Origin of the sequence: Serratia sp. YC16, assembly GCF_009707615.1 — a bacterium.
Lineage (GTDB): Bacteria > Pseudomonadota > Gammaproteobacteria > Enterobacterales > Enterobacteriaceae > Serratia > Serratia surfactantfaciens.
Window position 1 is genome coordinate 16,990 of record NZ_WLYN01000001.1, and the last position, 23,386, is coordinate 40,375.

The following is a 23,386-nucleotide window of genomic DNA, read 5'->3' on the forward strand; positions in this document are numbered from 1 at the left end:
ATGAAAAACCCCGGCTTGCCGGGGTTTTTTTATGTCCGCTATTTCATCTCGCGGCTGGGCTGCACCGTCTGCGTCGTCGACTGGGTGATGCGCAGGCTGCTGACCGCCGCTGCCAGGGTGGCGAACACCCCGGCTAGGATCAGCGAAGCGTGGGTGCCGGAGGCAGGGAACAGGTTGAACATCAGCGCCACCAGCGCGGCCCCCGAGGTTTGTCCCAGCAGGCGAGCGGTGCCCAGCATGCCGCTGGCGCCGCCGCTGCGGTTGCGCGGCGCGGCGGAAATGATGGTGTGGTTGTTGGGCGACTGGAACAGGCCGAAACCGGCGCCACACAGCACCATGCGCCAGATGATGTCCACATTCGACGGCGCCGCGGGCAGCAGCGCCAGCGAGAACAGCCCGAGCGCGAACACCGCCAGCCCGATACAGCCCAGCAGGCCGGCGTGCACGCGCTCCACCAGCCGGCCGGCGATCGGCGCCATCACCACGATCGCCAGCGGCCAGGGCGTCAGCAGCAGCCCGGTCGCCACCTCATCGCGGCCCAATGCGCTTTGCAGGAAGAACGGCAGCGACACCATCGCCAGCATCTGTGCGGCGAACGAGCAGATTGAGGTGCCCATCGACAGGGCGAAGATCGGAATGCGCAGCAGGTCGACCGGTAACAGAGGAAATTCCTGGCGCAGCTGGCGGCGAACAAACACCGCGCCAATCGCCAGCAGTGCGGCGATCTCGCTGAAGATCAGCGTCAGGCTCTGCCCCTGGGCGAAGCCGCTGATGGCGGTGATCAGCAGGCCGAAGGTCAGCGCATTCAGCACGGCGCTGGTGGGATCGAAACGGCGGTTATCGTTTTTCTGGCCGTTGGCCGGCAGGAACTTCATCCCCAGCAGCAGCGCGACGATGCCGATCGGCAGGTTGATGGCGAACAGCCATTGCCAGGACGCGACCGACAGGATAGCGGCCGCCACCGTCGGCCCGGCCGCCGAGGAGCAGGCGACGATCAGCGAGTTGATGCCCATGCCGCGGCCGAGAAAGCGTTGCGGGTAGATGATGCGGATCAGCGCCGTGTTGACGCTCATGATGGCGGCGGCGCCAAAGCCTTGCAGCACGCGGGCGATAGTCAGGGTGAGCAGCGAGTCGGACAGGGCGCAGAACAGCGAAGTGATGCTGAACACCAGCAATCCGGCCTGATAGATGCGACGATAGCCGACCAGATCGCCGAGCGACGCCAGCGACAGTAAAGACACGGTGATCGCCAGCTGATAGGCGTTGACCACCCAAATGGAGCTGGCCGGGCTGGCGTTGAGATCGCGCGCGATGGTGGGCAGCGCCACGTTGGCTATCGCGCCGTCGAGCACCGATACGGTAATGCCGAGGGCGATGGCGAGGATCGCCCCATAGCGTTGCGGGACGGGGAGGCCGTCGGAACAAGAACGCATGTTGGTCTCAGCGGTGTTTATTCAGGGGAGTATTATCATGCTAATCATAATCGCCTGCGATTGCATGCCCGTTGTCCGCTTAATTGTAAATAGCGGTGAGCGGGCCGGCGGTTATCCATTTGGCTTCAATCGCTTAGCGCCTATGTGCGTTGCGCGTCGCGATCTGTTCCGATTATACTGAAACCCTTGTTTAAATTTCCTGAAACAAAACCGTTAAGTAGGGTATTCACCATGGCTAACGCAGATTCAGACAAGCAACCGGATGCCGTCTCATCCGTGATGAAAGTGTTCGGCATTTTGCAGGCGCTCGGCGATGAGCGCGAGATCGGCATTACCGAGCTGTCCCAGCGGGTGATGATGTCTAAAAGCACCGTCTACCGTTTTCTGCAGACCATGAAAGCGCTGGGCTACGTTTCGCAGGAAGGCGAGACGGAAAAATATGCGCTGACGCTCAAGCTGTTCGAGCTGGGCGCCAAATCGTTACAGAACGTCGATCTGATCCGCAGTGCGGACGTAGAGATGCGCGAACTGTCGAACCGTACCCGCGAAACCATCCACCTCGGCGCCCTGGACGAGGACGGCATCGTCTATATCCACAAGATCGACGCGATGTACAACCTGCGCATGTATTCGCGCATCGGCCGCCGCAACCCGCTGCACAGCACCGCCATCGGGAAAGTGCTGCTGGCCTGGCGCGGGCGGGATGAGGTGGCGCAGATTTTGTCGCAGATTGACTTTACCCGCAGCACCGAGCATACCCTGACCAGCGCCGCCGAACTGTTGCCGGTGCTGGATCGGGTGCGGGCTCAGGGATACGGCGAAGACGCCGAGGAACAAGAGGCGGGGATCCGCTGCATCGCGGTGCCGGTTTTCGACCGGTTCGGGGTGGCGATCGCCGGGCTGAGCATCTCTTTCCCGACGCTGCGCTTTTCCGACGCGGCGCGGGAGGAGTATGTGGCGTTGCTGCACGTCGCCGCCCGGCGCATATCCGAACAGCAGGGCTATCACGACTACCCGTTTTGACCCTTCGCAATAAACAACAAGGCGCTGCGACGGCAGCGCCTTGTTGCTATTTCACGCCCGGCGTCAGCCGCTGCGAAATTCGCTCCAGCATCAACATCAGCAATAGCGTGGCGGCCACCAGGATCATGGTCAGCGTCGCGCCGTTGGCGATGCTGCCGCGATCGGTCAGGCTGAAGATAGTGACCGGTAGCGTCGCCCAGCTTGGCGGGTAGATCATCATGGTCGCGCCCAGTTCCCCCATCGACAGCGACAGGCTGAGAGCGAAGGCGGAAATCATGTAGGGGGCGATCATCGGCAGGGTGATGTGGCGCAGGCGGAACAGCGGCGACGCGCCCAGGCTGGCAGCGACGTTCTCGTAGTCGCCAGGTAGCCGGGTCAGCCCGGCCATCACGTTGCCGAAGGTAAAGGCGGAAATCAATACGAAGTGGGCGGCGGGCACGATCAGGAAGGTGCCGTTCATCTGCAGCGGCCCCTGGCTGAACGCCACCAGCATCCCCAGACCGATGGAGACCGAAGGCACCGCGCTGGGAATGAAAAACAGCGTGCCCAGCAGCCGCTGGCCGCGCCCCTGATGGTGGCGCAGCGCCAGCGCCGCCCAGGTGCCACACAGCAGCGCGAACAGGCTGGCGCTGAAGCCGATAGCCAGACTGGCGACCAGCGCGTCCCAGGAGGCGCCGCCGAAGGCCTGGCGAAAGTGGCTGAGGGTGAAGCCGCTCGGCAGCACGCCGTTCCACTGTTCACTGAGGCTGGACATCAGGATCACCGCCAGCGGCAGGCAGAAGAACAGGGCGAACAGCGTGACCGTCAGCGTGCAGGTCAGGGTGCGGCCGGTGCGAGACCAAATCAACATCGTCAGTTCCTCAGCCCGGCGCGTGCCGCGGCATAGCGGTAAAGGGAGAACAGCCCGAGCGACAGCGCGATATTCACCACGGCGATGGTGCAGGCGACGGCGTAATCCGCCTCCAGAATCGCTTTGGAGTAGACCATCATCGGCAGCGTGGTGACGCCCTTGGCGCCGATAAACAGCACGATGCCGAACTCATTGGTGGTCAACAACAGACACAGGCTGCCGCCGGCCAGCAAGGCCGGCAGTGCGGCCGGTAAAATTACCTGGCGCACCACGCGCCCCGGCCGGGCGCCGAGGATGCTGGCGGCCTCAAGCTGGCTGCGGTCGATCTGCGACAGCGCCGCCATCAGCGGGCGCATCACCAGCGGCGTAAACACGGTGATTTCCGCCAGGATCACTCCCCAGATGGAGTAAAGAAAGTCGACCGGCGGCAGGGTGAAGCCGAAGGTCGCCATCAGCGTGCCGTTCAGCAGGCCGGCGGAGCCGTAGATAAAGGTGAAGGCCAGCGTGATCAGAAAGGTCGGCATGGCGATAAAGGTATCGATCACTCGGGCGATCAGCCGGCTGCCGGGGAACGGCGTGAATACCAGCAGCAGCGACAGCAGCGTGCCGAGCACCAGGCAGCCCAGCGTCGCCAGCAGCGCGATCTGCAGCGTGTTGAGCAGGGCACCGACAAAGCGGCGGGATTCGAACACCTGTTGCAGCGCGGCGGCGCTGAACACCCCCTGGTCGTCGGTAAACGCCTGTTTGACGATCAGCGCCAGCGGGTAGAAAAACAGCGTCGCCAGTACCAGCAGCGGTAACAGGATCCACAGGCGGCGCGGCAAACGCAGCCGCAGGGACGGGCGAGTAAGCGTAGAGTCGGTCATGTCAGTCCTCGATCAGTACCGCATCGTCGGGGGCGAAATAGAGCGGCACGCGCTCGCCGATCTGCGGCATCTGGCTGCGATGAGTGGTGACCACGCGCAGCGGATGGCCTTCCGCGTCGAACTGCAGGTGCGTCAACTCTCCCTGCCAATGAATATCGCGCAGCGTGCCGATGATGCAGTTGCTGCGCTGGGCATCGGCATCGAGCGCAATGTGCTGTGGCCGGATGCACAGCAGCTTGTCGAAGCCGCGTTGTGCACCATAAGTGAAGCAGCCGATCACTTTGCCGGCGCAGCTGACGGTGGTCATACCTTGCTGCGCGGTAGTCTCCAGGGCGGTAGCCGACAGCAGGTTGGCGCGGCCGAGGAACTCGGCGGTGAAGCGGTTCGTCGGATGATGGTACAGCGCGCGGGTTTCGCCGTGGGCGATCAGATGGCCGTCGCGCATGATGCCGATCTTGTCCGCCAGCGTCAGCGCTTCGCCCTGATCGTGGGTGACGTACAGAATGGTCAGGTCCGGCAGCTCGCGGTGCAGGCGGGCTATCTCTTCCACCATGCTGTGGCGGATTTGCGCGTCCAGCGCCGACAGCGGCTCATCCAGCAGCAGCACCTTGGGGCGCACCGCAATGGCGCGGGCGATCGCCACCCGCTGCTGTTGGCCGCCGGAGAGCTGGCTGGGATAACGCTTGGCGTAGGCGGACATGCCGACGATGGCCAACGCCTCTTCGACGCGCTCGGCGATAAGGCCGCGCGGCTTGCCCTGCGCGCGCAGGCCGAACGCCACATTGTCCTCGACGCGCATATGCGGAAACAGCGCGTAGTTCTGCACCACCATGCCCAGACCGCGCTCATAGGGCGGCACGTCGGTGACATCGACGTCGCCGATGGCGATGCGTCCGGCGGAGGGCTGCACGAAGCCGGCAATCGCCCGCAGCACGGTGGTCTTACCCGAGCCGGAGGGGCCGATCAGCGCCAGCACTTCGCCGGGAGCGATGGTGAGCGTCAGGGGTTTCAGCACCTCGGTGCCGCGATACGACACGCTGACGCGGTCGAGCTGGATGCCCGACGGCCCGGCGATATCCTGGCTGTTATCCCGCGCCTCGGCGCGAGATGAGAGAAGAGAAGGCATGGCCAGAGTCATTCGGTCACCTTGTGCCAGCGAGAAATGTCGGCGGACAGGCTGCTCACCACCTGATTCCAGTCCGGCGCCCAGATGTCCACGCCTTGCAAAGCGGCCTGCGACTGCCTGAAGTTATCGTCGGTCGGCGTGACGTCCTTACGCACCGGCATGCCGTAGGAAATGGCGCTGACGCTGCTCTGCGCTTCCTTGCTCAGCAGGAAGTCGATCAGCTTTTTGCCGTTGGCGCTTTGCGGCGCGCCCTGCACCAGACCGACGTAGTAAGGCAGCACCAGCGTGCTGCGCTTGCCGTCCGGCCCGGCCGGCCAGAACACCTTGACGTTTGGGTTGCTGCGCATCTGCGCCAGATTCATCTGCAGATCGCCGTTGGCCACCAGCAGCTCCCCCTTATTGACCAGCGCGGTCAGCTTGCCGGTGGAGGCGGAAGGGCCGACGTTGTTGCTTTGCAGCTTGCCGAGATAGTCGAAACCGGCGTCTTTGCTACCGAAGCTGTGAAATGCCTGCAGCATCACCGCAGTACCGTCACCCGCCTGTCCCGGCGTGGAATACTGCAGCTTGTTGCGGAACTGCGCGTCCAGCAGCTGCTGGTAGCTGGCGGGCGCCTGCGGCAGCAGTTTGGCGTTATAGATGAAACTGAGGTAGTTGTTCACCAGCGGCACGAACTGCGGCTGCGCATCGGCGATCTGCGCCGCCGCCTGCGGGGTAAAGTCCTGCAGCAGTTTTTCCGCGGCGGCGCGCTGGATGAACGGCGGCAGCGTCACCAGCACGTCGGCCTGCGGGTTGCTGCGTTCTTTCGACAGCCGTTCCACGATGGCGCCCGAGCCGCCTTCAACATACTGCACCTTGATGCCGGTCGCCTGGGTGAAGGCGTCGAACTGGGTTTGATACCAGCTGTGGTCGCCGTCGTGCAAACCGTCGGCGGAGTAGACGGTCACCACCGCATCGGCGGCCCAGGCCGGTGTGGAACCGAGTGCGATGGCGGTCATGACGACCAGACGAGAAAGTTTCATAGCTTCAGCCTCACTGTGGCAAGTTAATGCGAAACTGGTATACACCAGATATGCGGCCAAGCTAATCGGCGAATATGACAAACAAATGAAAGCGGCAAAATATATTTGCCTTAAAAGGGTGATCGAGCGTGGGTGAGGAAGGCGGGGCGGCGGACGCCGGCCCCGTGATAGCCGAGGTTAGAGCGTATCGACTTCGATGCGCAGACTGTCGTGGCGCCAGTATTCAATATCGAAATCGAGGATGCGGCCGTGCTGATCGTAATTCAGTCGACGCAGCAACAAGGCGGGCAGGCCGACCATGGCGCCGAGCGCATTGGCGGCGCGGTAAGGCAGGGCCGTCGGGTAGAACGACAGGTGCATGTTGCTGTAAATCAACGAGTAATGTTGCTGATAGACCTCGGTCAGGCTGCCGTTGAGATCGTGGTTGAGCAGTTCCGGCACCCGCTGCGGCAGGCAGTGATTTTCGCAGTAGCAGATAGCGCGGCCGTCGGCGTAGCGCACGCGGCGCAGCAGATACACCTGATCGAACGGTTCGAGCGCCAGCGGCTGCATGACGTCGAGCGGCACCGTGGTTTTTTCGCCGGACAGCAGCGCGGTGCGCGGTGTGCGCCCCTGCTCCTGACACAGACGGTGGAAGTTGGTGTTTTGCGTCGGGTCCAGCCACAGTCGCTCCGGCGTGACGAACCAGCCGCGGCGATCGGCTCGATAGATGGCGCCGGTGGCTTCCAGCTGCGCCAGGCTTTCGCGGATGGTGACGCGGGTGGTGGAGAAGATGGCACACAGCTCGCGCTCCGAAGGCAGCTTGTCGCCGGCCTGCAGCGCGCCGCGGGTGATGCGCGCCTGAAGCTGATCCTTGATCTGCAGGTAGTGGGGCATATCGCCCTGATGTTCTTTCATTTCATCTCGCTATGGCATCGGCCCGACATTCCGGCACGCGCTTATTATACATAGCCAGATGAATTTTTTGTTTCACCGCGCTTTGTCGTTTGACCGGGGCAGGAATTTGCCGCCACAATGAGCGCGATCTGGTATAGACCAAATAGGTGAATAACATGTCCGACCGTAACTACCTGCTGTTGACCCCCGGCCCGTTGACCACCTCGAAAACGGTGAAAGAGGCGATGCTGTTCGACAGCTGCACCTGGGATGAAGATTACAACCTCGGCGTGGTGCAAAGCATCCGACAACGGCTGGTGGCGCTGGCGACGCCGTCCGCCGGCTACACCTCGGTGCTGCTGCAGGGCAGCGGCAGCTTTGCGGTAGAGGGCGTGCTGGGCACGGTCATCGGCCCGCAGGACAAGCTGCTGATCGTCAACAACGGCGCCTACGGGGCGCGGATGATCGAAATGGCGCGGCTGATGGATATCGACCACCACGCCTTTGACTGCGGCGAGGTGAATGAACCGGACGTGGCGGCGATGGAAGCGGTGCTGAAAAGCGATGCGCGCATCAGCCATATCGCCATGGTGCACTGTGAAACCACCACCGGCATGCTCAACCCGCTGCAGAAGGTGGCCGGCCTGGCGGCGCGCAACGGCAAGACCTTTATCGTCGACGCCATGAGCAGCTTCGGCGGCATCCCGTTGGATGTGGACGCGCTGGGCATCGATTTTCTGATCAGTTCCGCCAACAAATGCATTCAGGGCGTGCCGGGCTTCGCTTTCGTCATCGCCCGCCGCAGCGAACTGGAAAAATGCGCCGGGCGTTCGCGCTCGCTGTCGCTCGATCTGTACGCCCAGTGGCGCTGTATGGAAGACCAGGCCGGCAAATGGCGCTTTACGTCGCCGACCCATACCGTGCTGGCCTTCGCGCAGGCGCTGAAAGAGCTGGAGCAGGAGGGCGGCATTGCCGCGCGCCACCGTCGCTATCAGACCAATCAGCGGCGGCTGGTGGCGGGCATGCGCGAACTGGGCTTTGAAACCCTGCTCGATGAGGCGTTGCATTCGCCGATCATCACCGCGTTCTATTCGCCAAAGGCCGACACTTATCGCTTCGCCGAGTTTTATCAGCGCCTGAAGCAACAAGGCTTCGTGATTTATCCCGGTAAAGTGTCGCAGAGCGACTGCTTCCGCATCGGCAACATCGGGGAGATCTACCCGCAAGATATCGAACGTTTGCTGGCGGCAGTCGGGCAGGCGATGTACTGGAATCAATAAGGATTGACCATGAAACAGATCAACGCCGTAATCCTCGACTGGGCCGGCACCACGGTGGACTTCGGCTCCTTTGCGCCGACGCAGATTTTCGTCGAGGCGTTCAAACAGACCTTCGATATCGACATCAGCCTGGCGGAAGCGCGTATTCCGATGGGGCTGGGCAAATGGCAGCATATCGAGGCGCTGGGGAAACTGCCGGCGGTCGACGCGCGCTGGCGGCAGCGGCTGGGGCGCTCGATGAGCCACCAGGACATCGACGCGCTGTATCAGGCGTTTATGCCGCTGCAAATCGCCAAAGTGATCGACTTCGCCGATCCCATCGAGGGCGTGCCGCAGGTGATTGCCGCTTTGCGCGAGCAGGGGATTAAAATCGGTTCCTGCTCCGGTTATCCGCGCGCGGTGATGGAAGTGCTGGTGCCCGCCGCCGCAGAGCGCGGCTACGCGCCGGATTACTGGGTCGCCACCGACGATCTCGCGGCCGGCGGCCGACCGGGGCCGTGGATGGCGTTGCAGAACGCGATCGCGTTGGGTATCGATGCGGTGGCGCATTGCGTGAAGGTGGATGACGCGGTGCCGGGCATTGCCGAAGGGCTGAATGCCGGGATGTGGAGCGTCGGGCTGGCGCTGTCCGGCAATGAGTTCGGCGCCACCTGGCCGGAGTATCGACAGATGGCGGCGGGCGAGATAGAGCGCCGCCGCGCGGCGGCCGCCGATAAGCTGTACGCGGCGGGTGCGCACTATGTGATAGACTCGCTGGCGCAATTGCCGGCAGCGATCGCCGATATCAACCGGCGGTTGGCGAAGGGCGAGCGGCCGTAACGACCGAACGCGAGGCATAAAAAAACCGGGGATGATCCCCGGTTTTTTCGTTATGAGACGGCGTTAGCGATGCGCCAATTCGACTTCGTCTTCGCTGTCCATCACGGCTTTGTCGGTTTGCTTCATCAGCTGGCTGGTGATGGTGCCCGCCGCCATGGAGCCGTTGACGTTCAGCGCGGTGCGGCCCATGTCGATCAGCGGTTCGACCGAGATCAGCAGCGCGACCAGCGTCACCGGCAGGCCCATCGCCGGCAGCACGATCAGCGCAGCGAAGGTGGCGCCGCCGCCCACGCCCGCCACGCCGGCGGAGCTGATGGTGACGATGCCGACCAGGGTGGCGATCCATACCGGATCCAGCGGGTTGATGCCGACGGTCGGCGCAACCATTACCGCCAGCATCGCCGGGTAGAGGCCTGCACAGCCGTTCTGGCCGATGGTGGCACCGAACGACGCCGAGAAGCTGGCGATGGATTCCGGCACGCCCAGACGACGGGTCTGCGCTTCCACGTTCAGCGGAATGCTGGCTGCGCTGGAGCGGCTGGTGAAGGCGAAGGTGATCACCGGCCACACCTTGCGGAAGAACTTCAGCGGGTTAACGCCGGTGAAGGCCAGCAGAGCGGCGTGTACCACGAACATGATGGCCAGGCCGATGTACGAAGCCACCACGAAGCTGCCGAGTTTGACGATGTCGTGAATGTTGGAACCGGCGACCACTTTGGTCATCAGCGCCAGCACGCCATATGGCGTCAGTTTCATGACCAGACGCACCAGCTTCATCACCCAGGCTTGCAGGGTGTCGATGGCCACCAGCACGCGCTCGCCTTTCGGCTTGTCGTCTTTCAGCAGCTGTAGCGAGGCCACGCCGAGGAAGGTGGCGAAAATCACCACGCTGATGATCGAAGTCGGGCTGGCGCCGGTCAGGTCGGCGAACGGGTTTTTCGGAATGAACGACAGCACCATCTGCGGCACGGTCAGATCGGCCAGTTTGCCCACGTAGTTGGTCTGGATCGCCGTCAGACGCGCGCTTTCCTGCGCGCCCTGCACCAGGCCTTCGGCGGTCAGGCCGAACAGGTTGGTGACCAGCACGCCCACCAGCGCCGAGATCAGCGTGGTGAACAGCAGCGTGCCGATTGTCAGAACGCTGATTTTACCCAGAGAAGAGGCGTTATGCAGTTTGGCGACCGCGCTCAGGATCGAGGCGAACACCAGCGGCATGACGATCATTTGCAGCAGTTGCACATAGCCGTTGCCGACGATGTTGAACCAGCTGATGGATTCTTTCAGCACTGGGTTGTCGGAGCCGTACACCAGCTGCAGGCCCAGACCGAACACCACGCCGACCACCAGGCCGACCAGCACTTTTTTCGCCAGGCTCCATTGCTTGTGGCGGGTTTGCGCCAGCAGCAAAAGGAGCGCGACAAACACCAGCACGTTAATCACGAGCGGAAGATTCATCCCCAATGTCTCCAATAATCTTTCTTATAAAAACGACTACGCATCACGTATGTCGCGATGTAAATATCGTAACAGTTTGCTGAGTGGGCTACTTATATCCAAATGGAATTTGATATAGCTTTTTGCGCGTTTTTGTTCTTTTTATATACGCATGGGTGATGGGTTGAACGATTTTTTGTGATCAGAGCCTGATATTTCTGATTTGCTCGACATAGGATTGCACCGGGAGGGTGAAATCACCTTGCCAGCAGATGGCGAAGGCCACCAGGCACAGACACAGTACGCGCTCCAGTTGGTTGCCTTTTTGCGAGTTGAGCAGCGGCAGACGAAAACGCCAGCGGCACGGCCACAGCAGCGGAACGCCGGCGGGGGTGAGCATATCGGCCAGCAGGTGGCTGAAGTAACCGATGATCATGGCGTGCAGCGCATCGGCCGGGATCGGCCAGCTGCGCGGCACGTCCAGCTGAAACAGCGCCATGCCGCCGGCGATCGCCAGCAGGCTGTGGGTGAAACCGCGGTGGCCGAAGGCGCGGGCGATGGGAATGGCGAGCCAGCGCAGACGCTGGCCCAGCACCGACTTGGGGTGATCGATGTCCGGTAGCAGCGAGGTCAGCAGCGCAGCGGGTATGATGTGCCACCAGTCGCCGGTAGCCAGCTCTGGCGTCACTTCCGCCTTCTTGGCGAAGATCGCGCAAGCGACAGAGAATATAAGATGTCCTTCCGCGGTCATGCTGTTGCGATTCCGGCTGGTAAACTGTTAATTTATCCAGTATATGGGAAAATTCCCAGTAGTGGAAGCAGTTACCCTGTAACCAATTGTTTGTTTTCCCCGTTTTTACAACGGCTTGTTACGTCAATGCGTAACAAATCATCGATTTTGACGGGCGAAAACAAAAAGGCGGCGCTGGAGAGAGTGAAACGGAAAGCAACGAGGGCGGTTTTCGGCGTGCGGCGGGAGGAAGCGGCGGCCTTGAACAGCGCTGCGTGGCAGTGACAACGCTGCGCGGACCGTCGCTTTCCCTGCCGTCCAGCATAATGAGAACGTCACGGCAATTCAATAATAATGAAACGGTGTTTCGTTTATTTTGCGGCACGGATCTCTTGGCCGTCGGCGATGAGGAAAACCAGGGCGCCGGTGGCCGGCGCCGCAGGATCAGGCGAAATGGGCGGGAGTAAGCTGTTCCAGCGTCTCCAACTGGTGGTCAGCCAGCGCCCAGCGCGGATCGTGGCGGTATTCGGCGGCCGGGATCACGATGGAGCGCATGCGCGCGGCTTTGGTGGCGATCATGCCGTTGAAGGAGTCTTCCAGCGTGATGCAGCGCAGCGGATCGCTGCCCAGGCGTTCGGCGGCGATCAGATAGACCTCCGGGTGCGGTTTGCTGTACGGCAGGTATTCGGCGGAAACCAATTGATCGAAGTAGCCTTCAAGATCGAACATCTTCAGTACCTGCTGTTGCATGTGCAGCGGCGAGGCGGAGGCCAGGCCGACGTTCAGCCCCTGACTGCGGCACAGCTCCAGCGCCTGCCGGACGCCAGGCAGCAGCGGGCGCGTCTCGTGCACCAGCTCGATGGCGCGCTCGATAATCCGCGCCGACACCTCATCGAGCGAAACCCCTTGCCAGGGCATCGCCTGATACCACATTTTCACCACCAGATCGATGCGCAGCCCCAGGGTGTCCGGCAGCTTGTGACGATCGGACAGATCCAGTCCCAGCGCGCCGAAGATATCCAGCTCGGCCTGCAGCCACAGCGGTTCCGAGTCGATCAACAAGCCGTCCATATCAAAAATTGCGGTTTCAATGCGTTGCGAATAAGCCATTAGCGGTTAACTCCTGCCGGCGCGGATGGATGAATGTGCCCGACACTTTATCATCGCCGACGGAGAGACTAAAACCTTTGCCTGCGCGTTGGGTTTTTGCCAAAGCGCAGAATAGTCCACATCTCGCGCAGCTTAAGCCACCAGCGTTGGTGTTGGCGCTCGGAGACCTGTTGCAGCATGCGCGCATAATCCAGCACCAACCCCGGCGTCCAGGTCATGCTTTCACCGCGGCTGCGCAGTACCGCCAGCATCCACAGATTGGGATCGAGCACCAGCAGCAGAAAGCGGCGCCACAGGTGTTTATCGCCCAGCACGCCTTCCAGCGCGCTGTCGAGCGCCGCGATGACCGTGGTGGAGCAGTTGCGCCGTGTCAGGTTGTAGGTGTCGTCCTGCCGATAGCGCAGCCAGAACGCGCGCAGCGCCGCCGGGTTATAGCGACAGAACTGAATTTTTTTGTCCGGCGGGCACCAGGCGGCGATCTCGCCCGGCAGATCGGGCAGGAAACGCCCGTCGACGTTGTTTTGTTCGCCGGCGTGCAGCAGCTGGCGGAAATCCTGAACGGAATGGCTGATGTCGTTGAGCGGGTAGTGACTGATATACACGTCCGGCGCGAGCGCCAGAGCGGCATGACCGGTGGAGATATTGCCGCCACCGTCGACCGCCGCGATGTATCGATCGACGATGTAACGCCGGCGTGGATCTTTCGCCGCGCCAAGCGGTGTCCAGACATACACCGTGAGCGGCGTGGCCTCCGTGGTCGGGGGCGCTGGCCGCCGCGCTGGGGGCTGATTCAGAGAGAAGCTCGTCAGTCTGCGGGCGATGCGCAATAAAGCCCAGCCGGAAAGCACCATCATCACCCCGAGGCAAAAGGGTACCGTCATCCGATGCGGCGCCGGCCAGCCGACAAAAATCATCAACGAAAGCAGGATCTCGCCGCCGCCCGCCAGCGCCACGGTCTTCCATCGGCTGTGTTGAATCACCGTGGAGGAGGCGATGCGCACGGCGCCGTCAAGCAGCAGTGCGCTGCCAAACACCACGGTGGCGACGATGTTATCGTCTGCGGGCACGTCCACTATCAGAAAGGCCATAAACACGAAGCCTAACCCTTTGAGCAGCACCGGCCGGCTGGCGGAGGAACCGATCACCAGCGCGGCGGATATCGCCACCAGCCCCTCCAGCGCCAGGATGACCGCCAGCGCATCCAGCGCCAGCATGGACCGGCCATCCTGCAGGATGTCGAACAGCATCAACGCCCCTGCGGCTATCCACAGCCAGCCGAACAGCACCAGCAGGCGGCGCTGGCCGTGCAGTGCCTGCGCGCCCAGCAATAAGATAATCAGTCGAATCATGGCGGCCTCTGCCCAAAGGGATAGCGTTATCTTTTCAATATTTCAATAATAGTGCCCGGACATCGTTAAGCAGTTGATTTCGGCGAATTCGGCTAAGCTTGTAGCACAGCGGGAATGAAGAAAACGGTGGGCGAGTTTCGCCAACTGCAGGTAGACTTAGCCGATTCGGTTACGTCGCTAACAAGGGGAACACATGACGTATCAACAGGCCGGGCGTATCGCCATTTTGAAACGCATTCTCGGATGGGTGGTTTTTATCCCGGCGTTGCTGTCGACGCTGATTTCCGTGCTGGGCTTTATCTATCAGCACAGTGAAAAAACCAAAGGCATCAACGCAGTGATGCTGGATTTTGTCCACGTGATGGTGGACATGGTGCGTTTCAATACGCCGTTCCTGAACCTTTTCTGGTACAACTCGCCGGTGCCGGACGTGGATAAAAGCCTGTTCAGCGGCGCCAATTTGATGTTCATCATCATCTATATACTGATCTTCGTCGGGCTGGCATTGCAGGCTTCCGGCGCGCGCATGTCGCGCCAGGTCAAGTTCATTCGCGAAGGGCTGGAAGATCAGATGATCCTGGAGCAGGCCAAAGGCAGCGAAGGGCACACGCGTCAGCAGTTGGAGGAACGCATCACGCTGCCGCACCACACCATTTTCCTGCAGTATTTCCCGCTGTACATTCTGCCCATCGTGATTGCGGTGATCGCCTGGTTCGTGATCCGCCTGTTGGGGCAGTTGGCCGGCGCGGCCTGAACCCTGAACGGGGCGCCGATCGGCGCCCCGGAACCTGATTACGACGCTTCCGGCTGCAGCAGCGCCTCTACCGCGCGCTGAGCCGCCACCCAATGCTGGCCGCCGAACAGGTTGCTGCGGTTGAGCAGGTAGTACAGCTGATACAGCGGCTGACGCTCGATAAAGCCGGCCCCCAGCGGCCATACGCTCTGATAGCCGTCGTAGATCTGCGGCGGCAGCTCCGGATACAGTGGCAGCATCGCCAAATCGCACTCTCGGTCGCCCCAGTAGCTGGCCGGATCGAACAGTATCGGCCCGTTGGCGGTCATCGCGCAGTTGCCTGGCCACAGGTTACCGTGCAGCAGGGAAGGCTGCGGCTGGTGGTGCTGCAAGCGCAGATACACCCGATCGACAATATCGTCGATGTCGCCGAAGGTCATGCCTTTCTCCGCAGCCAGCTGCAGCTGCCAGCCGATGCGCTGCTCAGCGAAGAATTCCGACCAGCGGCGTTGCCAGGCGTTGGGTTGCGGCGTGGTGGTCAGATCGCTGTCGAAGTCGAGACCAAACTGCGGCTGCTCGCTCCACTGATGCAGATGCGCCAGCTGCTGGCCCAGGCAGTAGGCGCCGTGGGCATCGAGGGGTTTCAGCTGCTGATACTCCAGCAGCAGGAAGCTGTAGTCGCGATCGCTGCCGACGCCGTACACCTCCGGCACCCGCACGCTTTTGCTGCGCGCCAGCAACGCCAGCTGATCGGCCTCGGCGGTGAATATCGGCAGTTGTTCACGGGCGTCGCATTTCACGAACACCTCGTTGTCACCGTAACTCACGCGCCACGCCGGGTGAATGTCGCCCCCGGGCAGTTCAATCCTTTCGCGTATCTCTGCGCTGCCAAGATGTTCACTTAACAGACGGCTAACGGCTTGCCACATGGTATTTCCCCCTCTGTGCTGCCTGATAATTCATTAGGTTAGCGTCTTTCCCTTGGTGAAAACACGACGCGGCGCACAGCCGGCGTCAAAGGCGGCGATTTTTTCAGCGCCTCGCCAGCTCAAAGTATATACCCTATTGATTAATTTAAGCGCAATACCGATTGCAACTTGATGACAACGACGCAATGAGCGGGGGGAATGTGATGCGGCGAGCAGAAGGCTTCGCCGCATCGGGGGAATTAACCGCCGGTGAGCGCGGTTTGGTTACGCTGTAACGGGCGTAATTTACTGTACAACAAGGCGATCACGAACAGCACGGCCTGCACGATGACGATGCAAGGCCCGGTTGCGCCGTCGATGTGGAAGCTGATCAGCGTGCCGAGCACGCAGGAGAACACCGACACCACCGTCGCCACCATCAGCATGCGATCGAAGCGACGGCACAGCATGAAGGCGATGATGCCGGGGGCGATCAGCATGGCGATCACCAGGATCACCCCCACGGCCTGTAGCGAGGCGACGATGGTCATCGCCAGCAGGCACAGCAGCCCGTAGTGCAGCAGCTTGACCGGCAGGCCAATCACCCGCGCATGGTGCGGATCGAAGCAGTACAGCATGAAGTCTTTGCGCTTGAGCAACACCACCGCCAGGGTGATGCCGGCGATCAGCAGGGTTTGTTTCAGTTCGCCGTCGGTGATGCCCAGCATGTTGCCGAACAGAATGTGGCTCAGATGCTGGTCGGTGTCGATGCGCGAGAACAGCACCAACCCGAAGGCGAACATGCCGGAAAAGACGATGCCCATCACCGTGTCCTCTTTCACCCGGCTGTTCTCTTTCAGGTAGCCGGTGGCTACCGCGCAGAAGATGCCGGAGAGGAAGGCGCCAATCGCCAGCGGAATGCCGACCACGAACGCTACCACGATACCGGGCAGCACCGCGTGCGAGATGGCGTCGCCCATCAGCGACCAGCCTTTGAGCACCAGATAACAGGAGAGCACGGCGCACACCACGCCGGTGACGATGGCGGCGACGATCGCCCGCTGCATGAACGGGTAGGCGAAGGGTTCGCTGAGCAGTTGATACAGGGTGTCCATCAGCGGCCTCCGGTTTGCGATTGCGCCACGCGGCGTTTGGCCGCCAGCAGGCCGTGTTTCGGCGCGAACAGGAACGCCACCAGGAACACCAGCGTTTGCAGGGTAACGATCACGCCGCCGGTGGCGCCATCCAGGAAGAAACTCAGGTAGGCGCCGACGCCGCTGGTCAGCGCGCCGATGATGATGGCGATGATCACCAGCCGGCTGAAGCGATCGGTCAGCAGGTAGGCGGTGGCGCCCGGGGTGATCACCATGGCGATCACCAGAATGGCGCCGACGGTTTGCAGCGCGGCGACGGTGCAGGCGCTGAGCAGGGTGAAGAACAGGATCTTCAACCGCAGCGGCGACAGGCCGATCGACACCGCGTGGCTTTCGTCGAAGAACACCGCCAGCAGGTCTTTCCACACCAGGCACAGGATCAGCAGCGAGACGCCGATGATGATCTCCACCTGCAGTACGTCTTCGTCGGCGATGCCGAGGATATTGCCGAAGATGATCGACTGTACGTTGACCGACGTGGGGTTGAGCGACACGATCAGCAGGCCGACAGCGAAGAAGGTGGAGAAGATAAAGCCGATGATGGCGTCTTCGCGCAGCCGGGTGATGTGGCGCACCAGCGTCATCGCCAGCGCCGCCAGCATGCCGGTGAAGAAGGCGCCGGCGGCGTAGGGCAGGCCGAGGGCGTAGGCGCCGGCCACGCCGGGCACCACCGAGTGCGACAGCGCATCGCCCATCAGCGACCACCCTTTCAGCATCAGGTAGGCGGACAGGAACGCGCAGGCGGCACCGACGATGGCGCTGACCCAGATGGCCTTCACCATGTAGTTATAACCGAAAGGTTGCAGCAGAAGGTCCAGCATCAGGATTGTTTCTCCCTGGCCTGGCTGTTGGCCGGCGGATCGCTCTTGGTATGGCCGTAGAACACCGCCGGGCGCTCATCGTCGGTCAACACCGTGACGGTGCGCGGATCGTTATCGTCGTGCAGATCCGGGCCGGAAAGGTTGATATGGCGCAGCACGCCGCCGAACGCCTGCTCCAGGTTGCTCTGGGTGAAGGTGGTTTCGGTCGGGCCGGCGGCCAGCACCGTGCGGTTGATGAGGATCACCCGATCGCAAAACTCCGGCACGCTGCCGAGGTTGTGGGTGGAGACCAGAATGAGATGGCCCTCGTCGCGCAGCGCGCGCAGCAGCTCGATAATCGCATTCTCGGTTTTCACGTCCACGCCGGTGAACGGCTCGTCCAGCAGCAGCACCGTGCCCTGTTGCGCCAGCGCGCGCGCCAGAAATACGCGCTTCTTCTGGCCGCCGGACAGCTCGCCGATCTGCCGGCCGCGCAGCTCGCTCAGGCCAACGCGCTCCAGCGCCTTGTCGACCCGCAGCCGATCCTCACGCGACGGAATGCGCAGGAAGTTCATCTTGCCGTAGCGGCCCATCATCACCACGTCTTCCACCAGCACCGGGAAGTTCCAGTCGACGTCTTCGGTTTGCGGCACGTAGGCGATCAGGTTCTTTTTCAGCGCGTCCGCCACCGGTTTGTCGCTCAGCGACACCTGGCCGGCGGTGGGCCTGACCAGGCCCATGATGCTTTTGAACAGCGTCGACTTGCCGCTGCCGTTGACGCCGACCAGCGCGCAGATCGAACCGCCGCTCAGGGTGAAGCTGGCGTTATGAATGGCGGTGTGCCCATTGTTGTAGGTCACGGTTACGTCGTCCACGTTCAGCTCAGGGCGGACAAACGGCTCATGGCTCATTGATCGAATCCTTTGGCGATGGTTTGCACGGTGGTGTTAAGCAGGTCGATATAGGTCGGCACCGGGCCGTCGCGGGTGGACAGCGAGTCCACGTACAGCACGCCGCCGTATTTGGCGCCGGTTTCTTTCGCCACCTGTCTGGCCGGCTTGTCGGAAATGGTGCTCTCGCTGAACACCACAGGAATATGGTGAGCGCGCACCGCGTCGATCACCCGGCGCACCTGCTGCGGTGAGCCTTGCTCGTCGGCGTTGATCGGCCACAGGTAAACCTCTTTCAACTGATAGTCTTGCGCCAGGTAGCTGAAGGCGCCTTCGCTGGTCACCAGCCAACGCTGCGCGGCCGGAATGCGCGCCAGGCGTTCGCGCAGCGGGGCGTCTAACGCGCCGATTTTCTCTGCGTAGGCCTTGGCGTTGCGGTTATAGGTTTCCGCGTTGGCCGGGTCGTGCTCCACCAGCGCTTTGCGGATGTTTTCGATATACACCAGCGCGTTGCTCGGCGACATCCAGGCGTGCGGGTTCGGGTTGCCGTTATACGGCCCTTCGCGGATCGGCAGTGGGGTGATGCCTTCGGTTACGACCGCCGCCGGCACCTGTTTGATGTTCTCGAAGAAACGTTGGAACCAACGTTCCAGGTTCATGCCGTTCCACAGGATCAGGTCGGCGTGCTGTGCCTTGACGATGTCGCGCGGCGTGGGCTGGTAGTCGTGGATCTCGGCGCCCGGTTTGGTGATGGATTCCACCACGGCGGCGTCACCCGCCACGTTCTGGGCGATGTCCTGAATGATGGTAAAAGTGGTCACCACGCGCAGCTTTTTTTCCGCCAACGCGTTTTGACTGGCCAAGGTGGCGCCAAGCAATAAACAGGCGAGCGTGAAGGGGCGCAACAGTGCGGCGGCGCGGGGAAGGCGACCGCGACGAAAAACGCAATTAATCAAAGGCATGATGACGTCTCCTGGTTCAAATGAAAATGATTATCAATATCAATTGAAGCGAAGTCAAGCGTCACTTGCCCACCGCCGGCGGGGTATTTCTCCAACTGAAAAAATAATACCTTCCGGGGAGTTATAGCATTTTATGTATCAGTATGTAACCGCTGAAGGTAGTCCTGACAGGTGCAGATCGCCACCTCCGGCTGTTTTCCCAATGCCAACTGCCCGAACCCCTGCGCCAGACGCTGTACATCTTCTTGATCCAGAACGGTTATGAACGCAAAACTGTTGCTGCCGAGTTCGTGGTGAACGCCATTTTCATCTGTCACCGACGTGACAAAACCCTCACGCGTTAATTGCCCGGTCAGCTTGGCCAGGTCGGTCAATCCCTCTTCCTGATAGCGAAAAGTCACGACAAAGCAGCTTGTTGCAGATTGACTCATAAATCACCTCTTGGTATATGGATAGCTTGAGATTAGTCCAAAAAATTACTGCAGGTGTCCTTACAAGTTGTATATGCTACGCAACTCATTGAAAGGAGTGAGGGATTCTGTGAAAACAAAAATAGGTTGCCTTACGGCAATTTTGCTTTTGTCGGGGTGCGCCAAAGACCCGCAAACGGCAAGCAACATTTCAGGCAGTGGCACAACGCGCGGCGGCTGGTTAAAACCCCCTCCGCAGGCACCGGTAAACCGCACAGGCACTCCGGTTGTTTATAACGATTACATTCGTCAGGCCGCCAGCAACTATGGCGTCGACGAAACGCTGATTAAAGCGATTATTCAGGTGGAGTCCGGGTTTAACCCGAACGTGGTCAGCACCTCGAACGCAGTGGGATTGATGCAGCTTAAGGCTTCTACCGCCGGCCGCGACGCCTATCGCATGAAAGGACGAAGCGGGCAGCCCAGCTCGCGTGAGCTGAAGGATCCGGCGGTCAATATTGATCTGGGAACGGCCTATATCAATATTCTTCAAAGCCAGCAGCTAGCCGGGATCAACAACCCACAGACTTTGCGTTATGCCACCATCGTTTCGTACGTGAACGGGGCGGGCGCCATGTTGCGCACCTTCTCCTCGGACAAGCGCGTGGCGGTTAATCGCATCAATCAGATGAGCCCCGACGAGTTTTATCAGCACATCCAGAAAAAGCACCCGGCCCCGCAGGCGCCGCGCTATTTGTGGAAGGTGACCACCGCCTACCAGGCGATGTCGCAGTAACCCTTCATCCTGTCGAATCGGCCGCAAAACGCGGCCGATTTGCTTTCCGTTGTCGCTTTAGAGCGCGACACACCTCTCATTTTTCGTTATTTCCTCACCGCTTATCGAAAAAACCGCACAAAAAGTTAAATTTACGTTAGCAGATAAATCTTTACGTTCATTCAATAAGTTACCGGTAACATTTTTGCTTTTGCGCGCATTCTGACCTTCAATAAATATACAAATAAGTAACAAATTATTTTAAAAACCCGTATCGATCGCAAGGTTGCGGTTAAATAGTTGTGACTATCTTTGGATGGAATGTGACATGTCGAATCATAAAACCAACAATTCGCGGCGCGATTTCTTGTTGAAATCGATGACCTTAATTCCTGCGGCGGTAATTGGTGGCAGCGGCGTTGGCGCGCTGACGGCACCGACACCGGCGGTCGCTGCCTCGAACACTTCAACGCAGAACGATTACCAACCGACCTTTTTCACCCCGGAAGAGTGGGCCTTCATCAAGGCCGCCGTCGCGCGCCTGATCCCGGCCGACGATCGCGGCCCCGGCGCGCTGGAAGCCGGCGTGCCGGAGTTTATCGATCGTCAGATGAACACACCGTACGCCACCGGCTCCATCTGGTACATGCAGGGGCCGTTCAACCCCGATGTGCCGAAGGAGATGGGCTATCAGCTGCCGCTGGTGCCCAAGCAGATCTACAATCTCGGCATCGCTGACGCCGACGCCTACAGCAAAAAAACCGCCGGCAAGCCCTTCGCCGAACTGGATGGCGCGCAGCAAGACGCCATGCTGCAAAAGTTCGAATCCGGCGAGGCGGAATTCCAGCAGTTGCCGTCGAAACTGTTCTTCTCCTATCTGCTGCAAAACACCCGTGAAGGTTTCTTCAGCGATCCGATCCATGGCGGCAACAAAGACATGGTTGGCTGGAAGCTGATTAATTTTCCGGGCGCGCGCGCCGATTTTATGGACTGGGTTGAGCGAGGGGAACGTTATCCCTTCCCACCGGTATCGATTCGTGGGGAGAGGGGCTAATCATGGCAACGGTAATGAAAAAAGTAGACGCGGTGATCGTCGGCTTCGGCTGGGTGGGCGCGATCATGGCCAAAGAGCTGACCGAGGCCGGCCTCAACGTGGTGGCGCTGGAACGCGGCCCGATGCGCGACACCTATCCGGACGGTTCCTATCCGCAGGTGATCGACGAGCTGACCTATAACATCCGGCGCAAACTGTTCCAGGATCTGTCGAAAAGCACCGTCACCATTCGCCACAACAGCAGCCAGACCGCGGTGCCTTATCGCCAGCTGGCGGCGTTCCTGCCGGGTACCGGCGTCGGCGGCGCCGGCCTGCACTGGTCGGGCGTGCATTTTCGCGTCGATCCGATCGAACTGCGCATGCGCAGCCACTATGAAGAGCGCTACGGCAAAAACTTCATTCCGAAGGACATGACCATCCAGGACTTCGGCGTGACCTACGACGAGCTGGAACCGTTCTTCGACAAGGCGGAGAAAGTGTTCGGCACCTCCGGCACCGCCTGGACCATCAAGGGGCAGAAAGTGGCGCAGAAGGGCGGCAACCGCTTTGCGGCGGATCGCTCCAGCGACTTCCCGCTGCCGGCGCAGAAGAATACCTACTCCGCCCAGCTGTTCGAGAAAGCCGCGCTGGAAGTGGGCTACCACCCTTATAACCTGCCGTCCGCCAACACCTCCGACTCCTACACCAACCCGTACGGCGCGCAGATGGGGCCGTGCAACTTCTGCGGTTTCTGCAGCGGCTATGCCTGCTACATGTATTCCAAAGCCTCGCCGAACGTCAACATCTTGCCGGCGCTGCGGATGGAAAAACGCTTCGAGCTGCGCACCAACGCCAACGTGCTGAAGGTCAACCTGACCGACGACAAGTCCCGCGCCACCGGCGTGAACTACGTCGATGCGCAGGGCCGCGAGCTTGAACAGCCGGCCGATCTGGTGATCCTGGGCGCGTTCCAGTTCCACAACGTGCACCTGATGCTGCTGTCCGGCATCGGCAAGCCTTACGATCCGGTGACCGGCGAAGGCGTGGTCGGGCGCAACTTCGCCTACCAGAACATGACCACCATCAAGGCGTTCTTCGATAAAGACGTGTTCACCAACCCGTTCATCGGCGCCGGCGGCAATGGCGTGGGCGTGGACGACTTCAACGCCGACAACTTCGATCACGCCAAAGAAGGCTTCGTCGGCGGTTCGCCGTTCTGGGTCAACCAGGCGGGCACCAAGCCGATCTCCGGCCTGCCGACCCCGCCGGGCACCCCGGCCTGGGGCAGCAAGTGGAAAGCGGCGGTGGCGGATGCCTACACCCACCACGTCTCGATGGACGCCCACGGCGCGCACCAGTCGTACCGCAACAACTATCTGGATCTCGATCCCAACTACAAGAACGTGTTCGGCCAGCCGCTGCTGCGCATGACGTTCGACTGGCAGGAGAACGACATCAAGATGGCGCAGTTCATGTACGACAAGATGGCGCCGATCGCCAAGGCGATGAACCCGAAACTGATCGCCGGCAGCCCGAAAAACGCCAACAGCCATTTCGATACCACCAGTTACCAGACCACCCACATGAACGGCGGCGCGGTGATGGGGGAAGATCCGAAGACCAGCGCGGTAAACCGTTATCTGCAGAGCTGGGACGTGCACAACGTGTTCTCGATCGGCGCATCGGCCTTCCCGCAGGGGCTGGGCTACAACCCGACCGGCACCGTGGCGGCGTTGGCTTACTGGTCTGCCCGCGCCATTCGCGAGCAGTATCTGAAAAACCCAGGCCCATTGGTGCAGGCATAAG

The 23,386-nt window shown here is 61.0% G+C and carries 23 protein-coding genes; 7 read left to right on the forward strand and 16 right to left on the reverse strand.

Annotated features, from left to right (window positions below; translation table 11 throughout):
• Nucleotides 1-38: 38 nt before the first annotated feature.
• The gene (locus GKN89_RS00075; protein ID WP_063919298.1) at nucleotides 39-1,433 is read right to left on the reverse strand and encodes an MFS transporter; all 1,395 of its coding nucleotides are present in this window, start codon (nucleotides 1,431-1,433) and stop codon (nucleotides 39-41) included.
• A gap of 231 nt (nucleotides 1,434-1,664) precedes the next feature.
• Between GKN89_RS00075 and kdgR the strand changes: the two genes are divergently transcribed.
• The gene (kdgR, locus tag GKN89_RS00080) at nucleotides 1,665-2,456 is read left to right on the forward strand and encodes a DNA-binding transcriptional regulator KdgR (RefSeq protein WP_025159928.1); all 792 of its coding nucleotides are present in this window, start codon (nucleotides 1,665-1,667) and stop codon (nucleotides 2,454-2,456) included.
• 46 nt (nucleotides 2,457-2,502) lie between these two features.
• On the opposite strand, the gene GKN89_RS00085 is transcribed toward kdgR, so the two are convergent.
• From GKN89_RS00085 to phnR, 5 genes are all read right to left on the reverse strand, one after another.
• Nucleotides 2,503-3,306, reverse strand: coding sequence for an ABC transporter permease (locus GKN89_RS00085; RefSeq protein WP_154746112.1), 804 nt, complete (start codon nucleotides 3,304-3,306; stop codon nucleotides 2,503-2,505).
• A 2-nt stretch (nucleotides 3,307-3,308) separates the two neighbouring features.
• The gene (gene phnU, locus GKN89_RS00090) at nucleotides 3,309-4,172 is read right to left on the reverse strand and encodes a 2-aminoethylphosphonate ABC transporter permease subunit (protein ID WP_154746113.1); all 864 of its coding nucleotides are present in this window, start codon (nucleotides 4,170-4,172) and stop codon (nucleotides 3,309-3,311) included.
• A 1-nt stretch (nucleotide 4,173) separates the two neighbouring features.
• Complete coding sequence (gene phnT / locus GKN89_RS00095) at nucleotides 4,174-5,298, reverse strand: 2-aminoethylphosphonate ABC transport system ATP-binding subunit PhnT (protein WP_230328932.1); 1,125 nt, start codon at nucleotides 5,296-5,298, stop codon at nucleotides 4,174-4,176.
• An 8-nt stretch (nucleotides 5,299-5,306) separates the two neighbouring features.
• A complete protein-coding gene (locus GKN89_RS00100; RefSeq protein WP_154746115.1) occupies nucleotides 5,307-6,317 on the reverse strand; it encodes a 2-aminoethylphosphonate ABC transporter substrate-binding protein in 1,011 nt (336 codons plus the stop codon).
• A gap of 177 nt (nucleotides 6,318-6,494) precedes the next feature.
• Nucleotides 6,495-7,214: a phosphonate utilization transcriptional regulator PhnR gene (gene phnR / locus GKN89_RS00105; protein ID WP_154746116.1), complete on the reverse strand. Its 720-nt coding sequence runs from the start codon at nucleotides 7,212-7,214 to the stop codon at nucleotides 6,495-6,497.
• Nucleotides 7,215-7,369: 155 nt separating this feature from the next.
• Here phnR and phnW point away from each other — a divergent pair, with 155 nt between their 5' ends.
• Together phnW and phnX are read left to right on the forward strand one after the other, a co-directional pair.
• On the forward strand, nucleotides 7,370-8,473 hold the full coding sequence (gene phnW / locus GKN89_RS00110; RefSeq protein ID WP_019454893.1) for a 2-aminoethylphosphonate--pyruvate transaminase: 1,104 nt from the start codon (nucleotides 7,370-7,372) through the stop codon (nucleotides 8,471-8,473).
• 9 nt (nucleotides 8,474-8,482) lie between these two features.
• Complete coding sequence (gene phnX / locus GKN89_RS00115; RefSeq protein ID WP_154746117.1) at nucleotides 8,483-9,292, forward strand: phosphonoacetaldehyde hydrolase; 810 nt, start codon at nucleotides 8,483-8,485, stop codon at nucleotides 9,290-9,292.
• A 63-nt stretch (nucleotides 9,293-9,355) separates the two neighbouring features.
• On the opposite strand, the gene GKN89_RS00120 is transcribed toward phnX, so the two are convergent.
• The 4 genes from GKN89_RS00120 to GKN89_RS00135 all read right to left on the reverse strand — a co-directional run bounded on the left by GKN89_RS00120 (nucleotide 9,356) and on the right by GKN89_RS00135 (nucleotide 13,915).
• The gene (locus tag GKN89_RS00120) at nucleotides 9,356-10,747 is read right to left on the reverse strand and encodes an L-cystine transporter (protein ID WP_019454895.1); all 1,392 of its coding nucleotides are present in this window, start codon (nucleotides 10,745-10,747) and stop codon (nucleotides 9,356-9,358) included.
• A 181-nt stretch (nucleotides 10,748-10,928) separates the two neighbouring features.
• Entirely contained in the window at nucleotides 10,929-11,477 is a 549-nt protein-coding gene (locus GKN89_RS00125) for a metal-dependent hydrolase (RefSeq protein ID WP_049212644.1), read from the reverse strand.
• A gap of 423 nt (nucleotides 11,478-11,900) precedes the next feature.
• On the reverse strand, nucleotides 11,901-12,566 hold the full coding sequence (gene hxpB / locus GKN89_RS00130; RefSeq protein WP_019454897.1) for a hexitol phosphatase HxpB: 666 nt from the start codon (nucleotides 12,564-12,566) through the stop codon (nucleotides 11,901-11,903).
• Between the two features lie 68 nt (nucleotides 12,567-12,634).
• Entirely contained in the window at nucleotides 12,635-13,915 is a 1,281-nt protein-coding gene (locus GKN89_RS00135) for an HdeD family acid-resistance protein (RefSeq protein WP_154746118.1), read from the reverse strand.
• Nucleotides 13,916-14,108: 193 nt separating this feature from the next.
• Between GKN89_RS00135 and GKN89_RS00140 the strand changes: the two genes are divergently transcribed.
• Complete coding sequence (locus tag GKN89_RS00140) at nucleotides 14,109-14,669, forward strand: YniB family protein (RefSeq protein WP_004931453.1); 561 nt, start codon at nucleotides 14,109-14,111, stop codon at nucleotides 14,667-14,669.
• Between the two features lie 38 nt (nucleotides 14,670-14,707).
• Here the strand turns inward: GKN89_RS00140 and GKN89_RS00145 are convergent, their stop codons facing one another.
• The 6 genes from GKN89_RS00145 to ghoS all read right to left on the reverse strand — a co-directional run bounded on the left by GKN89_RS00145 (nucleotide 14,708) and on the right by ghoS (nucleotide 19,793).
• The gene (locus GKN89_RS00145; protein WP_025159926.1) at nucleotides 14,708-15,577 is read right to left on the reverse strand and encodes a fructosamine kinase family protein; all 870 of its coding nucleotides are present in this window, start codon (nucleotides 15,575-15,577) and stop codon (nucleotides 14,708-14,710) included.
• 239 nt (nucleotides 15,578-15,816) lie between these two features.
• The gene (locus GKN89_RS00150; protein WP_063919304.1) at nucleotides 15,817-16,671 is read right to left on the reverse strand and encodes a metal ABC transporter permease; all 855 of its coding nucleotides are present in this window, start codon (nucleotides 16,669-16,671) and stop codon (nucleotides 15,817-15,819) included.
• Entirely contained in the window at nucleotides 16,671-17,531 is an 861-nt protein-coding gene (yfeC, locus tag GKN89_RS00155) for an iron/manganese ABC transporter permease subunit YfeC (protein WP_019454901.1), read from the reverse strand. The genes GKN89_RS00150 and yfeC overlap by 1 nt, the downstream gene beginning before the upstream one ends.
• Complete coding sequence (locus GKN89_RS00160; RefSeq protein WP_019454902.1) at nucleotides 17,531-18,421, reverse strand: manganese/iron ABC transporter ATP-binding protein; 891 nt, start codon at nucleotides 18,419-18,421, stop codon at nucleotides 17,531-17,533. Before GKN89_RS00160 ends, yfeC begins: the two co-directional genes overlap by 1 nt.
• Nucleotides 18,418-19,362, reverse strand: a complete 945-nt coding sequence (locus tag GKN89_RS00165; RefSeq protein ID WP_154746119.1) for a metal ABC transporter substrate-binding protein — start codon at nucleotides 19,360-19,362, stop codon at nucleotides 18,418-18,420. Before GKN89_RS00165 ends, GKN89_RS00160 begins: the two co-directional genes overlap by 4 nt.
• 131 nt (nucleotides 19,363-19,493) lie before the next feature.
• On the reverse strand, nucleotides 19,494-19,793 hold the full coding sequence (gene ghoS / locus GKN89_RS00170; protein ID WP_025159925.1) for a type V toxin-antitoxin system endoribonuclease antitoxin GhoS: 300 nt from the start codon (nucleotides 19,791-19,793) through the stop codon (nucleotides 19,494-19,496).
• Between the two features lie 109 nt (nucleotides 19,794-19,902).
• On the opposite strand from ghoS, the gene GKN89_RS00175 reads away from it, so the two are divergent.
• The 3 genes from GKN89_RS00175 (at nucleotide 19,903) to GKN89_RS00185 (ending at nucleotide 23,385) form a co-directional block, all read left to right on the forward strand.
• Nucleotides 19,903-20,568, forward strand: coding sequence for a transglycosylase SLT domain-containing protein (locus GKN89_RS00175; protein WP_025159924.1), 666 nt, complete (start codon nucleotides 19,903-19,905; stop codon nucleotides 20,566-20,568).
• 307 nt (nucleotides 20,569-20,875) lie between these two features.
• Nucleotides 20,876-21,601, forward strand: coding sequence for a gluconate 2-dehydrogenase subunit 3 family protein (locus GKN89_RS00180; protein ID WP_015377689.1), 726 nt, complete (start codon nucleotides 20,876-20,878; stop codon nucleotides 21,599-21,601).
• Nucleotides 21,602-21,603: 2 nt separating this feature from the next.
• Entirely contained in the window at nucleotides 21,604-23,385 is a 1,782-nt protein-coding gene (locus GKN89_RS00185; protein ID WP_025159923.1) for a GMC family oxidoreductase, read from the forward strand.
• The last annotated feature ends 1 nt before the right edge of the window (nucleotide 23,386 follow it).